15 protein-coding genes are annotated in these 13,470 nt (G+C 64.6%); 5 read left to right on the top strand and 10 right to left on the bottom strand.

Features of this window, described 5'->3' with window-relative positions; all coding sequences use genetic code 11:
- Positions 1-183 precede the first annotated feature (183 nt).
- The 6 genes from MYCSP_RS05880 to MYCSP_RS05850 all read right to left on the bottom strand — a co-directional run bounded on the left by MYCSP_RS05880 (position 184) and on the right by MYCSP_RS05850 (position 6,427).
- Positions 184-996, bottom strand: coding sequence for a helix-turn-helix domain-containing protein (locus tag MYCSP_RS05880; RefSeq protein ID WP_088413387.1), 813 nt, complete (start codon positions 994-996; stop codon positions 184-186).
- A gap of 32 nt (positions 997-1,028) precedes the next feature.
- Positions 1,029-2,930, bottom strand: a complete 1,902-nt coding sequence (locus MYCSP_RS05875; RefSeq protein WP_088413386.1) for an alkyl/aryl-sulfatase — start codon at positions 2,928-2,930, stop codon at positions 1,029-1,031.
- A gap of 93 nt (positions 2,931-3,023) precedes the next feature.
- The gene (locus MYCSP_RS05870) at positions 3,024-3,413 is read right to left on the bottom strand and encodes a nitroreductase family deazaflavin-dependent oxidoreductase (protein WP_234809099.1); all 390 of its coding nucleotides are present in this window, start codon (positions 3,411-3,413) and stop codon (positions 3,024-3,026) included.
- A gap of 76 nt (positions 3,414-3,489) precedes the next feature.
- On the bottom strand, positions 3,490-3,870 hold the full coding sequence (locus tag MYCSP_RS05865; RefSeq protein WP_083013844.1) for a VOC family protein: 381 nt from the start codon (positions 3,868-3,870) through the stop codon (positions 3,490-3,492).
- 9 nt (positions 3,871-3,879) lie between these two features.
- Complete coding sequence (gene typA / locus MYCSP_RS05860) at positions 3,880-5,784, bottom strand: translational GTPase TypA (RefSeq protein WP_162266207.1); 1,905 nt, start codon at positions 5,782-5,784, stop codon at positions 3,880-3,882.
- Between the two features lie 250 nt (positions 5,785-6,034).
- On the bottom strand, positions 6,035-6,427 hold the full coding sequence (locus MYCSP_RS05850; RefSeq protein ID WP_162266206.1) for a (deoxy)nucleoside triphosphate pyrophosphohydrolase: 393 nt from the start codon (positions 6,425-6,427) through the stop codon (positions 6,035-6,037).
- A gap of 67 nt (positions 6,428-6,494) precedes the next feature.
- Here MYCSP_RS05850 and MYCSP_RS05845 point away from each other — a divergent pair, with 67 nt between their 5' ends.
- Together MYCSP_RS05845 and MYCSP_RS05840 are read left to right on the top strand one after the other, a co-directional pair.
- The gene (locus MYCSP_RS05845) at positions 6,495-7,145 is read left to right on the top strand and encodes a hypothetical protein (RefSeq protein WP_157886157.1); all 651 of its coding nucleotides are present in this window, start codon (positions 6,495-6,497) and stop codon (positions 7,143-7,145) included.
- 25 nt (positions 7,146-7,170) lie between these two features.
- Complete coding sequence (locus MYCSP_RS05840; RefSeq protein WP_088415467.1) at positions 7,171-7,455, top strand: 4a-hydroxytetrahydrobiopterin dehydratase; 285 nt, start codon at positions 7,171-7,173, stop codon at positions 7,453-7,455.
- A gap of 157 nt (positions 7,456-7,612) precedes the next feature.
- On the opposite strand, the gene purU is transcribed toward MYCSP_RS05840, so the two are convergent.
- The 3 genes from purU to MYCSP_RS05825 are packed head-to-tail and all read right to left on the bottom strand — an operon-like array spanning position 7,613 to position 10,616.
- Positions 7,613-8,512 carry a formyltetrahydrofolate deformylase gene (gene purU, locus MYCSP_RS05835; protein WP_088413382.1) on the bottom strand — a complete coding sequence of 300 codons (900 nt, stop codon included), beginning with the start codon at positions 8,510-8,512 and terminating at the stop codon, positions 7,613-7,615.
- 3 nt (positions 8,513-8,515) lie between these two features.
- Complete coding sequence (locus tag MYCSP_RS05830; RefSeq protein ID WP_088413381.1) at positions 8,516-9,322, bottom strand: SDR family oxidoreductase; 807 nt, start codon at positions 9,320-9,322, stop codon at positions 8,516-8,518.
- 10 nt (positions 9,323-9,332) lie between these two features.
- Complete coding sequence (locus tag MYCSP_RS05825) at positions 9,333-10,616, bottom strand: mannosyltransferase (protein WP_407661629.1); 1,284 nt, start codon at positions 10,614-10,616, stop codon at positions 9,333-9,335.
- A gap of 96 nt (positions 10,617-10,712) precedes the next feature.
- Between MYCSP_RS05825 and MYCSP_RS05820 the strand changes: the two genes are divergently transcribed.
- The gene (locus MYCSP_RS05820; RefSeq protein ID WP_088413379.1) at positions 10,713-11,351 is read left to right on the top strand and encodes a hypothetical protein; all 639 of its coding nucleotides are present in this window, start codon (positions 10,713-10,715) and stop codon (positions 11,349-11,351) included.
- A gap of 33 nt (positions 11,352-11,384) precedes the next feature.
- Here MYCSP_RS05820 and MYCSP_RS05815 read toward each other — a convergent pair whose 3' ends face one another.
- Positions 11,385-11,960, bottom strand: coding sequence for an HhH-GPD-type base excision DNA repair protein (locus MYCSP_RS05815; protein WP_207565751.1), 576 nt, complete (start codon positions 11,958-11,960; stop codon positions 11,385-11,387).
- Positions 11,961-12,076: 116 nt separating this feature from the next.
- On the opposite strand from MYCSP_RS05815, the gene MYCSP_RS05810 reads away from it, so the two are divergent.
- On the top strand, positions 12,077-12,370 hold the full coding sequence (locus tag MYCSP_RS05810; protein WP_070913299.1) for a hypothetical protein: 294 nt from the start codon (positions 12,077-12,079) through the stop codon (positions 12,368-12,370).
- Complete coding sequence (locus MYCSP_RS05805; RefSeq protein WP_088413378.1) at positions 12,367-13,395, top strand: TPR repeat region-containing protein; 1,029 nt, start codon at positions 12,367-12,369, stop codon at positions 13,393-13,395. The genes MYCSP_RS05810 and MYCSP_RS05805 overlap by 4 nt, the downstream gene beginning before the upstream one ends.
- Positions 13,396-13,470 lie beyond the last annotated feature (75 nt).

Below are 13,470 nucleotides of genomic sequence, written 5' to 3'. Positions count from 1 at the left end.
TGCGCCCTGGCGTCGACGCCCCCGCGATTCGGGCGGTGGTGCCGGATGGGGCCCGACTCTCGCATGCGCGAGGTCAGGTCCCCACCCGGCTTAGTGACCACGTCCCCCGTGACCACCGCCGGTCAATCTAGGTGCAGCGCGCCCGCCGCGCCTTCAAAATCTGAGGTGCCTTGCGGAAAAGCGTCAGAGGCCATCCCGGTATACGGTCGGCGTCACGCCAACGCGCGCTTTGAACGTGGTGGCAAAATGGCTGGGGCTGGAAAAACCCACCGCGACACTGATGTCCGTGATGGAAAGCTTGGTGGCCGCGAGCAGGTGCTTGGCGCGACTCATCCGGCGGTCGAGAACGAACTGATATGGCGTCTTGTGAAATGCGTGCACGAAGGCCGCCCGAAAGTCGGTGGCAGACATTTCGGCGTGCCGCGCCAGCGCCGCCAAGCTGATTTCCGAATCGAGTTCGTATTCGATGTAGTCCACCAGGCGCGCCTGCAACGCGGGATCCAAACCGCGCCGCCGCGTGGCCTTTTCGCGGATCTTGGCGTAATGGTCAACCAGGTGCATCCTGAGCACATCGACCAGCGATTCCCTCAGCAGCCGTGCGATGACGTCGTCCCGCCCCGAGAGGCTGCCCATTCGCTCTGCCAGATGGAGCATCAGGGGATCTGAGTAAGCGACCCGCGGCTGCACCTCGCGCTGCTCGAACAGTCTGGTCGGAACGTTGAACTGGCAGAACTGCGCCAGCTTCCCCTGCGCCATGATCGCCACTCGCCGCCCTGCCGGAATCACCAACACGTCACCGGCATCCGGAACGTAACTACGGGACAGACCGCGATCGAACTCCAGTTCCTTCGTATCGATTCGACCACCCTGGTACACGGCGACGATGTGGTGGTCACCGCCAAACAACCACTGCACGGGTTGAACGATCCGTTCACTGACGAATGTGTAGCGGAATCCACTCAACGACGCCCCCCGGACAGCATGGTCACCAACCATAACCAACGGGCAGCAAACAGTGGCTCGGCCGGTCAGGGGGTCACGATGGCAAAGCCGGGATCGGGCTGGTCCAGGACCGCGGCCAATCGGGCGAATCCGGTGGCGTCGCCCTCCACCGTGATCTCACCGGATGCAAACGCCGCAGCGGGATCCGCACCAGCGAGCAAGACCTTGATGAGAGCAGGCTTGGTCAAGGTGAAGGTCACGTCGGGCGGCGGCAGCTTGCCGTCGGCAGGCTGGTCGTAATGCACCAGCACGCCGTTGCGCAGCTCCACCCGGTGCACGCGGTTCTCATCGGTGAAATGCCAGTCGCTGACGAAGCGCTCATTCCATGCCTGGGGCCCGTTGATACGCAGCGAGAGCGCATCGAAGACCTGATCGATGGTCAGCGCGGCCATCATGGACGGCGAATCCAGCTTCATGGGCGTCCCTACATTGCCGTGGCGCAACTCGTAGGCACCCATCAGGTAGAAGTTGCGCCAGGTGGCGTTCTCGGCTCCATAACCGAGCTGTTCAAAACAGCTGGCCTGCAATTCTTTTGCCGCTTCGTTGGCGGGGTCGGCGAAGATCACGTAGTTGACCACCTGAGCCACCCAGCGATAGTCCCCCTGCTCAAAGGCAATGCGCGCCTTGCACAGAACCTCATCTGCTCCACCCATGAACTCCACGTGCCGCTGCGCGCTCTCGACCGGCGGGTACTCCCACAGGTGCGCCGGATTGCCGTCGAACCAGCCCATGTAGCGCTGGTAGATCGCCTTGACGTTGTGACTGACCGAGCCGTAGTAGCCGCGTGCATGCCAGGCTCCGGCGATCGCCGGTGGCAGCTGCAGGACCTCGGCGATCTCGGAGCCCACATATCCCTGATTCAACTGACGCAGTGTCTGATCGTGCAGATACGCATACAGATCACGCTGCAGCCCAAGATATTCCACCAACCGCTCAGTGCCCCAGGTAGGCCAATGGTGCGAGGCGAACACCACATCGGAGTCGTAGCCGTACAGGTTGATGGCCTCGGTGATGTACTGCGACCAGACGTGCGGGTCACGCACCAGCGCCCCGCGCAAGGTCAACAGATTGTGCAGGGTGTGGGTGGTGTTCTCCGCCATGCAGAGCGCACGATGCTCCGGAAAGTAGAAGTTCATCTCCGCGGGAGCCTCGGTGCCGGGCGTGAGCTGGAAGATCATCCGAACACCGTCGACGATTACCTCTTGCCCGGTGCGGGTGATGTCCAGCGTCGGCGGAATGAGAGTGATGGTTCCGAGCGAATTGGTTTGCCCGAGACCGGCTCCCACCTGCCCCAGCGGTCCGCGCGGCAGCACCGCGCCATACATGTACACCGCGCGGCGAGCCATCGCCGGGCCTGCGTACACGTTCTCGGCAACAGCATGCTCTAGGAATCCGGCGGGCGCGATGACCGGACACCGTCCCGCAGCGACCTCCTCCACGGTGGTGACTCCGAGCGCGCCCGCGAAGTGATCGGCATGGGAATGCGAGTAGATCAAGCCCGTAACCGGCCGGTCCCCACGATGTCGACGGTAGAGCTCCAGCGCGGCGGCTGCGCACTCCATGGAGGCCAAGGGATCGATGACGATGACCCCGTCCTTGCCCTCGACGAGGGTCATGTTCGATATGTCAAGGCCACGAACCTGGTAGATGCCCGCGGAGACCTCATAGAGTCCCTGCCTGATGACGAGTCCGCACTGTCGCCACAGGCTCGGGTGCACCGAAGCCGGGCAGTTGTCTCGCAAGAACCCGTAGGAGTCGTTGTCCCACACGATATTCCCGGACGCACCCGTGACGACCCCCGGCTCAAGCGCCGCGATGAATCCGCGGTCGGCGTCCTCCTGGTCTACGGCATTGGCGAACGGGAGCTCTCCCGCCGCCGACACGTTCTGTTCGACGATGCGAGATGTGGGCTGGGTCTGCTCGGGCATATCGCGATAGTACCCACGGGTGCGTTCGAGCGATCGTCAAAAACGTTATCTCTCAAACGAGTTCATCGATCCACGGCAACCGCTGTTACCACATCAGTCGAGGTCCACCCGAACGGTCAACAAGTCGGTACCCACCGCGCGCACCACTGCGCTGTTACCCCGCGGCAGCTGCTGCAGCCTTGCTCGCGCGTCGTCGTCGGGCAGTAGATGCGCGGTACCGCTGCGCCATCGATCGCCGATCCGTAGCCGCACCGCAGGGTTGGCTTGGATGTTGCGCACGTAGTCCGAATGCTCGCCGTGCTCGGAAACGAGCCAGAACTGGTTGCCGACCAGCCGTCCGCCGATGGCGGTGTGACGTGGCTGTCCGGACTTGCGACCCGTGGTCTCCAGCATCACCACCGGCAGCCTGCGTCCTACCGGGTTGACGAGGTATCGCTGCGCGTTGTGGACCACCAGTCGCTTGAGGGAGTTGAAATCCGCCACGCCATGCAGTGTGCTCCGATTTCGGCGGCGGTGCGATACGTGCGACCGAAATCCGCCATCTTGACGCCGACGTGCGTCAAAGATGCTTGATACGGGCCTTGAGCAGGCAGAATTCATTCCCCTCGGGGTCTTGCAGCACGTGCCACTGCTCCTGCCCGGTCTGGCCGATGTCGGCCGGGCGTGCGCCGAGCTGCATAAGACGTTCGAGCTCGGCGTCCTGATCGCGGTCGGTCGGGTTCACGTCGATGTGCAGGCGTGATCTGCCCCGCCGCGGCTCCGCGTTGAAACTCAGGAAGAGCGTCGGTTGCAATCCGCCGAAACCCGCGCGCGGCCCGATCTCCAAAGAGCCGTCCTCTTCGCGATCCAGCACCACGAAGTCCAGGACCTCACACCAGAACCGCGCCAGCGCCTCCGGGTCGCGGCAATCGAGCACCAGCTCGCTGATACGGCACGCCATCAGCCGAATCTAGCTGTTGTTGGCGGCCGCCTTGGCTCGTGAGCGATTACGCGCACGGGTGTTGGCATCCAGGTCGACCTTGCGCACGCGCACGATTTCCGGTGTCACCTCGACGCATTCGTCGGCGGCGCAGAACTCCATGGCCTGTTCCAGGTCGAGCTCGATCGGCCGTGCCAACGTCTCCATGACATCGGCGGTAGAGGAGCGCATGTTGGTGAGCTTCTTCTCACGGGTGACGTTGACGTCGAGGTCCTCGGCGCGCGGGTTGATACCGACGACCTGACCCTCGTAGGTGTCCTCGCCCGGCTCCACGAAGAACTGCCCACGGTCGGCGAGCTGGATCATCGCGAACGGGGTGATGCTTCCGGTTCGGTCGGACACCAGCGAGCCGGTGTGCCGAGCGCGGATCTCCCCCGCCCAGGGGCGGTAGCCCTCGAAGACGGCGTTCGCGATGCCGGTGCCCCGGGTAATCGTCAGGAAGTCGGTGCGGAAGCCGATCAGGCCGCGCGACGGCACGATGAAGTCCATCCGGACCCATCCGGCGGCGTGGTTGGCCATCTCCTCCATGCGGCCCTTACGGGCGGCCATCAGCTGGGTGATGGCGCCGACGAATTCCTCGGGACAGTCGATGGTCATGGCCTCGAAGGGCTCGTGCAGCTTGCCGTCGATCTGCCGGGTGACCACCTGGGGCTTTCCGACCGTCAGCTCGAAGCCCTCACGGCGCATCTGCTCGACGAGGATGGCCAGCGCCAGCTCGCCTCGGCCCTGCACCTCCCAGGCGTCGGGACGGCCGATATCGACGACCTTGATCGACACGTTGCCGATGAGCTCCGAATCCAGCCGCGACTTGACCATCCGCGCGGTCAGCTTGTGCCCGGACACCTTGCCCGCCAGCGGCGAGCTGTTGGTACCGATGGTCACCGAGATCGCGGGCTCGTCGACGGTGATCCGCGGTAGCGCGTGCGCGTGATCGGGGTCGGCCAGCGTGTCGCCGATCATGATCTCGGACATCCCGGCGACGGCGACGATGTCACCGGCGATTGCTTCCTCGGTGGGGCTGCGGTCGACGCCCTCGGTGGCGAGCAGCTCGGTGATCTTGGCGTTGGTGATGACGGGGTGGCCGTCCACTTCACGCATCCACGCGATCTGCTGGCCCTTGCGGATCCGTCCGTTGTAGATGCGGATCAGCGCGAGCCGGCCCAGGAAGGCCGACGCGTCGAGGTTGGTGACCAGCGCCTGCAGGGGCGCCTCGGGGTCGCCCTTGGGTGGTGGGATGTGCTCGAGCAGCACATCGAAGAGCGGGTCGAGGTTCTCACCGTCCGGGTTTTCCCCGTTCGGCGGCTCGGTGGTGCTGGCGATGCCGGCACGGCCCGATGCGTACAGCGTCGGCAGGTCGAGCGCCTTCTCGGCGGCCGCCTGGGCCTCCTCGTCCAGGTCGGAGGCCACATCGAGCAGCAGGTCGTGGCTTTCCTCGACGACCTCGGCGATGCGCGCGTCGGGGCGGTCGGTCTTGTTGACGACCAGGATCACCGGCAGGTGCGCCGAGAGCGCCTTACGCAGCACGAACCGGGTCTGCGGCAGCGGTCCTTCGGAGGCGTCGACCAGCAGCAACACACCGTCGACCATCGACAGACCGCGTTCCACCTCACCGCCGAAGTCGGCGTGGCCAGGGGTGTCGATGACGTTGATGACCGTCATGGAACCGTCCGGATGGTGCCGGTGCACCGCGGTGTTCTTGGCCAGGATGGTGATGCCCTTTTCCTTCTCCAGGTCACCGGAGTCCATCAGCCGCTCGACGGCGTCATCACCTCGGTGCGAGAGCGCACCCGATTGTTTGAGCATCGCATCGACCAGGGTTGTCTTGCCGTGGTCGACGTGCGCAACAATGGCTACGTTCCGGAAATTGTGGGTCACGTCTTCCAATTCTGGCAGTACAGCCCGCAGTTCACGAAACCGGCGAACAATTGATGTGACGCCGGACATAGCAACACCCGCAATCAGCCCCAGAAGTAGGAAGCTCGTGAAGGCCAGCAAGGTCGCCAGGCTCAAGCCGAAGAAGAAATGCTGCAAAAGCAAGCCACGCTGCACCAAGTGCCCCGTTGTGGTGCACAAAATGCAGAAGGCCGAGCATCACGGCCTCTCCGAAAAGGAGCTGAAAAAGGTGCTACACCGGGCGCGGGCCCACTAGCGCGGCGCGCAAGGCAGGAATCCATCCACCGTCGGCGGCCACCCACTCCACGGTGTCGAGTTCGTCCGCGGTGACCCAGCGCAGTGCCAGGTGCTCATGCGGATGTGGGATGCCGCCGCGTAGCCGCGCGCCGTAGGCACGCAGCACCAGGTTCCCGACGACGACGTCCTCACCGATACGCGCAGCGACGTCGACGTCGATCCCGAGTTCTTCCCGCAACTCGCGCACCAGGGCCTGCGGCTCCGATTCCCCCTCGGCGACCTTGCCGCCGGGAAGCTCCCACTGCCCGGCGAGCTCGGCGGGTGTGGCGCGCTGCGCAATCAATAGCTTGTCGCCGTCGATGACCGCACCCGCGACCACTATCGCCATGGTGACAACGCTATCGGCCCGGAGGAATCTCCGTACGATGAGTGTCCACTAGCAACGGGGGCCACAGGTGAGAGCACTTCGAATCGGCGGGGCGGTCGCGGCAGCGACGACCGGTGCCTTACTGCTCATGTCCTGTCACACCGTCCGTCCGCCGGAAGCGCCACGCAACGTCCGCAACGCACCCGGAGACATGTCCTGTGCGGGCACCGTCGAAAGCGATCCGGATCCGGGCGGTCCACTATTGGCGACGGGCCAACTGCTGCTGCCCGTGGACACATTGCCCAACCTGAAGGCCAACGCGTACAAGTCGTTTCCGCTGGGCAGCGATGTCACTGGCTTACAACGCGAGGTCGCCGAACACTGGATGACCAGTGTCGACATCGGCACGTCCCGATTTCCGCCGGACGCGAGCGCCGCGGACCAGGCCACCGCGGCGATGAGATGTCTGGCGGACTGCGAGTGGTACCGCCCCTACTCTCCCCGGCTCGGGCCGATTCGGGCGACGCCGATGAAGGTCGACGGCGTACCGGCATACCGCGTCGACGCGGTGATCAGGGTTAATCGGGCCAACGCCGGGGTCGACGGAGACGACACCACCGTGGTGATGATCCGAACCGATCCCGTGACGTTCTTCATGGGCACCAGCCCCATCGGCGATGCCCACGCACACGCCGATGTCGAAAAGGCCCTCGGTGCGCTGAGGATCACCAAGCTGTAGAAGGTTCCCGCGTACCGTGGGTGCCATGGCTCTGCTCACCGATGACCAGATCAACGCAGCGCTCGCCGGACTTTCCGGCTGGACTAGCGAGGGCGACTCTCTGCGCCGCGTCGTCAGGTTCAACGCCTTCCTCGACGGCATCGACGCGGTGCGGCGCATCGCCGAGCACGCCGAATCCGTCGACCATCATCCCGATATCGATATCCGATGGCGCACAGTGACGTTTGTACTGTCCACCCATTCCGAGGGCGGCATCACCGACAAGGACGTGGCACTGGCGCAGACGATCGACGCGCAGGTCGGCGGTTAGAGAGCACGATACGGGGGCGCGAGGATCTCGACACCACATATAGGCCTCGCCCACGTCTATGCGACAAATAAGGCCAGTCCCGCCGCATTACTCCACGTTTGTCGCGTAGAGGCGGGCAACAGCGGCACGGCGCCCGAGCGTTCAGCGCGATGGCGTCTCACAAGATCGCAGTGACATTGCCGTGCCGCATGACCCTGTCTTCGCAGTGCCATGCGACGGCTCGCGACAACACCAGACGCTCCACGTCCGAACCGAGCCGCACCAGATCCTCGACGGTGTGGGTGTGGTCGACACGGATCACGTCCTGCTCGATGATGGGACCCTCGTCGAGCTCCTGCGTCACGTAATGCGCTGTGGCACCGATCATTTTGACGCCGCGTTCGCGTGCACGACGGTAGGGCATCGCGCCGGTGAAGGCGGGCAGGAATGAATGGTGGATGTTGATCATCGGGCAGCCGATCTCGGCGAGGAACTCCGGCGAGATGATCTGCATGTACCGAGCCAGCACCACCAGATCGACGTTTCCCCGCAGCAGTTCCAGTTGCTTGTGTTCGGCCTCGGCGCGGTTCTCGCGAGTCGCCGGGATGTGCACGAACGGTAGCCCGAACGAGCGCACCTGCTCGGCGAGATCGGGATGGTTCGAGATCACCATCACGATCGACATGTCAAGCTCGCCGCGGCGGTTGCGCCACAGCAGATCCAGCAGACAGTGATCGGTGCGCGACACCATGATCGCGACGCGCTTGGGCTTGGCGGCCTCACTGAATCGGTACTGAATGTCGAACTTTTCTGCGATGGAAGAGAATTTGTTCTCCATCTCCTCGCGCGCGGCGGTCAGCCCGGCGCGGTGGAAGACCGTGCGCTGCATGAACCAGCCGCCTTGCGGTTCGGTCGAGTACTGCGCCAACGAGATGATGCTGGCACCGGCGTCGGCCAGGAAAGCGCTGACGGCGGCCACCACGCCGATACGGTCCGGACACTGCAGCAGCAGCCTGCCGATGTCTTTGGAGTGAAAGGCATCTGAGGATCCGGTGGGGTGCATACCTTGCGGAAACATGCGTTACCCCACCTTCAGCCCGTGCATGCGTGCCAGGAACTTGAGGAAGAGCCGGGCGGGCAGCAGCCGCTGGGCGGTCATGATGAGCGGCGCGTTACTGCCTTTGGCATACAGAGGTTTCGGATTCGGGTTCAGCGCCACGTCGACAATGAGGCGCCCCAATTCGTCGGTTTCCATGCCGTGCTGCTCACGCGCGGCCATGGCCGCGTCGACAGTCTGGAACGCGTCGCGGTAGGCCGACCCCTCAGGCACGATGCGGTTGCGCCGCGTTTCGATTCCGGTCGCGATGACACCGGGTTCCACGGTGGTGACGGTGATTCCGAATGGCGCCACCTCATAGCGCAGGCAGTCGGCCACCGTGTGCAACGCCGATTTCGCCGAACTGTAGGTCGTCCGGAATGGGACGTGCAGCGTGCCCGCCATCGAGCCCACCATGACCACGGCGCCCCGGCGCCGTTCCCTCATTGCCGGCAACACCGCTTTGGTAAGCGCCACGGGCCCAAAGACATTGGTGGTGTATAACTTCTCGAAGTCGTCGACAGAGATATCTTCCAGGGCACCGATCTGACTCTCGCCGGCGTTGTTGACCAGGATGTCCACCTCGCCTGCCTGCGCGACACATTCGGCGATGCTGGCCTTGTCGGTCTGGTCCAACCGCAGGTACTGGACCCCGGCGATGCGATCGGCGATGGTATCGGGATTGCGGCTGGTACCGAACACCCGATGCCCGCGCTCCACGAAGATCCGGGCCGCGCTCGCGCCGATCCCGCTGGAAGCACCGGTGACCAGGACGGTCCAATGTTCAGACATGACCGCAACGCTAGCCGGTGGCCGAAACTTCCCGATTCCAAGCCCGCGACCTGATCCCGGTTACCGCCATCCAGGTCAGTGTGGCCATTGCCGCCGCGATGTCCACCAACCCGGCCCAGGCCAGCGGCCAGGGCCGGTCGATGCGCCAGATGTCGGGCTGAGCAAAGCTCAGCAGCCAGGGCACCCCGACCAGCAACAGCAGCAGCCATCCGTACCCAAAAATCTTGGTGCCCAGCATTTCTCGCCAAGGCCCGTGTAACAGCCACACCATGAACGGAACCATCCACACCCAATGATGGGTCCACGAGATCGGCGAGATCAGCAGGCCGAAGATCTCCACCACGCAGATTCGCCCCAGCCTGTCGTCGACGGCACGCCAGGCCAGCAAGGCCAGCACCGCGGTAATCGCGTAGGCCACCAGGACCAGCGCCCCGGACCCCACGTCGTGTCCGAGGATTCTGGAGATCCCGCCGCGCCAGGATTGGTTGAACACGGTGGCGATCGGCCCGATCCGGTCGGGCTTACCCAACAGATCGGTGAAGTAATAGCGCCCTTGCTCCCCGACCACCGCGATGCCGATCACCACGGTCAGCACAAAAACCACTCCGGCCCAGACGGCAGTCGCCCAGCGACGCGCACCCAGGAAGTACAACCCGCTGACCAGCGGGGTCAGCTTCACCCCACCGGCAAGCCCCACCAGCGTTCCGGAGATCCACCAGCGCGACGACGTGACCGCCAACAGGATCAGCAGCATCAACAACACGTTGATCTGCCCGTAATCCAGGGTGGAGCGCACCGGTTCGGTCCACATCGTGACGGCGGTCCACACGGCGGCACCGCGGGCGTCGTCGAATCCGAGGAGTCGTTGACTCAGCCGAACCACCGCGTACAGCGCGGCGATAGTGCCCAGGATCCAGCACAGTCCGAGCAGAGTGAACGGAATCAGGTGTAGCGGCCAGAACACCACGGCCGCAAAGGGCGGATACGTGAAGGGCAGCGGAAAGTCCGGCGTCTTGTCCGGATAGGTGAACTCGTAGAGATTTCCGTGGCCCAGAGTTGCCGGACCGCTGACGTACACATGCAGGTCGACAAGGTCGGCACCGTGCGGCGTCAGGTACGCCCACGCAAGGCGCACCGCGACACTCAGCGCCAGCAGCCACGGGCCCCACTCGCGGACACGCCGCCACGCCGACGCGCCGCGTGTCGAAACCTGGGGCTCGCTATCCGCCCTGGTCGGCTCTGTTCTCATCGGGGCTTCGATAACCTCGCTCACTCGTTTTGGTAACGGTTCCATCTACGCCACACGCGTCACTTGAGTAACACGCGTAACGGATTACCTTGGCGTTTAACACCAGTAATCACGTCTAGCGAAACAGCATTGGAGTTCAATATGTCACGGATCACCAACGTCTTCATGGGCGCGTCGATCGCGGCCTTCGCGTCGGCCGGCCTGGCGCTGGGCCTGGCGTCGACCGCCAGCGCTGACCCCATCCCCGCCCCGGGGCCGAACCCGACCAACCCCGCCGCGATCCTGGGCCAGGCTGCTTCGGGCTTCGGTAACGCACCCGCCGCCGCTCCGGTGGCTCCCGCGGCACCCGCCGCGATTGCCGCACCGGCAGCACCGGCCCTTCCTGCCGTGGCTCCGGCCGCTCCCGCGGCCGCACCGGCTCAGGGCGTGGCGCCCGCCGCTCCTGCTGCCCCGGCCGCGCTGCCTCCGGCCGCCGCCCAGGCCCTGACCCCGGCCGCAGCCCAGGCGCTGTCTCCGGCGTCGGTTCCCGCGACCAGCAACGTGCCCGGTGTCTCGCAGATCCCGGGTGCAGACGGCGTCACCCAGACCGTCGATCTGTGGGCCACCAACCTGCCCAAGCTGCTGCCCGCCGGTGTGCAGCAGACGCTGATCCCGCCGGCGCTGGTCAACGGAATCCCCGCCGCTGCGGCGGCTCCCGTGGCCGGACTGCCTGCCGCCACCGCCGCCACCCCCGGCGCCGGACTGGTCCCGTCGGCACCGATGTTCGCGGCGCTGCCGTAGTTCAGTCAGTACACAAGCAAGGCGGTCAGGGCGTTATGCCTTGGCCGCCTTTGCTTTGGCGGCAGCCTTCATTTCCTTCTTATGGGCACGCACCAGACCGAGCGACTCGGCGTCGACGACATCCGCGACCGATAGGTGCGTGTCCTTCTCGCCGTAGTTTCCGGCGGCCTTGCGCCAGTCCGCGGGCTGCACGCCATACTGCTTGCCCAGCAGGGCCACAAAGATTTTCGCCTTCTGCTCGCCGAAGCCGGGCAGCGCCTTGAGCCGCTTGAGCAGCTCGGCCCCGTTCGGGTCGCCGGCCTTCCAGATGTTCTCGGCGCGGCCGTCATACTCGTCGACGATCTCCTGCGCGAGGACCTGGACACGCTTGGCCATCGAGCCGGGGAAGCGATGGATGGCGGGCCGCTCGGAACACAGGGCCACGAACTTGTCGGGGTCGTACTCGGCGATCTGGTGCGCGTCGATACCGCCGATGCGGTCGGCAATCTTCTTGGGCCCCGCGAATGCGACCTCCATGGGAATCTGTTGATCGAGGAGCATCGCTATCAAAAGCGCCAGCGGATTCTCCTCCAGCAACTCATCGGCGGCCGGGTCTTGCGCTAGCTGCAATTTCGCCAATGTGACATTCCTTCCTTCTGAACTTTGACAACCCCAGCGGTGCTACGCTACGGCAACTTGGGCGACCAAGATCGCCGTGCTCGGGGAGGCTGCCGCTGTCAGGCCAATTGGACGTTGATCTAGAGGCGTTGCGCAAGCTGTCGCCGGAACTAAGAGAACAAGCCCACAAGCTATGCAATCGGGCTGACAACCCCGCCAGGGTTGAACCGGGGGATGCTCCTTCGCTGAAGGCCGTCAGACGACTGGTCACCGAGGTCATCCCCGAGCTGCAGCGCATGTTTGCGGCACGTTGTGTCAACATGGCCGATCTGTCCCAGCAGGCGCAGACCCGATTCGGCGACACCGAAGAGTATGTGCGGCAGACCATCCTTTCGGCAGCGTCCTTGTCGAGGCCGCAATGAAATCGGAGTACTCGGCCAGAAGGTTGCTCACCAACCACCCCGAACAGTCCATCGTGCCGTTGCGCCAGGCGATGCTCGCCGCCGCCGAGTTGCAGCATCGCGCCCAGGACTACAAGAACTCGATCGACCGGCCCGGCGGACTGCCCTGGGATGGGGAAACCGCCCGCGCCATCCAGGACACCGCGGCCAGCGACGAGAAGACGATCTATCTGGCCACTCAGATGTTGCTCGATGATGCTCCGAAGGCCCTGGTCACGTTGGAGTTTCAGTCCATCGAGTACCGCCGCGAGGCGGTGGACCTCTACAACGAGGCCATGGATAACGGCTACACCGTTGCCGAGGACCTCACCGCCAGCTGGATCATGCAATCCAACGCAAGCGCGGAGATCATCGACAAAGGCAATCAGTACGCCGCCAAGTTCACGCGGATGATGCGGAAGGCCTACGACAAGTGGTGGGCGGCCGAGCTGGAGGCCCAGCAACAGATCGACGCCATCTGCGACGCCCTATCGGCGTCGTTCAATCCGTTCTGTGGGCTGACATCGGCGCAGGGAAACCACGACGGGGCGCACTTTCAGGACGACAACCATCGCGATCAGAGCGTGCTGAATCGGGTCAAGGCGGCATCGCTTCTCGATGACAAGCAGCTCAAGGACCTGGCGGCCGGCAAGAGTGTCACCATCCCGTCGAACCAGCTGCAGTACCTGTACGAGTTCGCGCAGTCCTTCGACGGCAAGTCCGCCACCGAGATCGCCGCCATCAAGGCGGGACTGCCCGAGGAATCCCGGGACGCGATGACGCGGGCATTCGACCTGGTGTCCAACAACCAGGTCAAGTCGGGCGTGCCCTTCACCGACGGAGCCGTGAAGAACTTCATTCCCGACGTCGGGTCCGAGCCCCGTCTTCCCGACGGCATCGTCAGCGAGACGATCAACCTGCCTCCACTGGAACCGACCGACGCCGAGAAGTTCCTGCGCGCGGTCAACCAGCAGTATGGAGAGGACTCGGCGCGCAAGGACGCGTAAGGCGTCGGCTCCACCGATTCGAGCCCGCGCAGGTGAACACCTGACAAACCAGGGCCGGAAACGCCCCGGTCGCGG

The sequence above is a fragment of the Mycobacteroides saopaulense genome (assembly GCF_001456355.1).
Lineage (GTDB): Bacteria > Actinomycetota > Actinomycetes > Mycobacteriales > Mycobacteriaceae > Mycobacterium > Mycobacterium saopaulense.
This window is presented reverse-complemented; position numbering and strand designations above follow the sequence as displayed.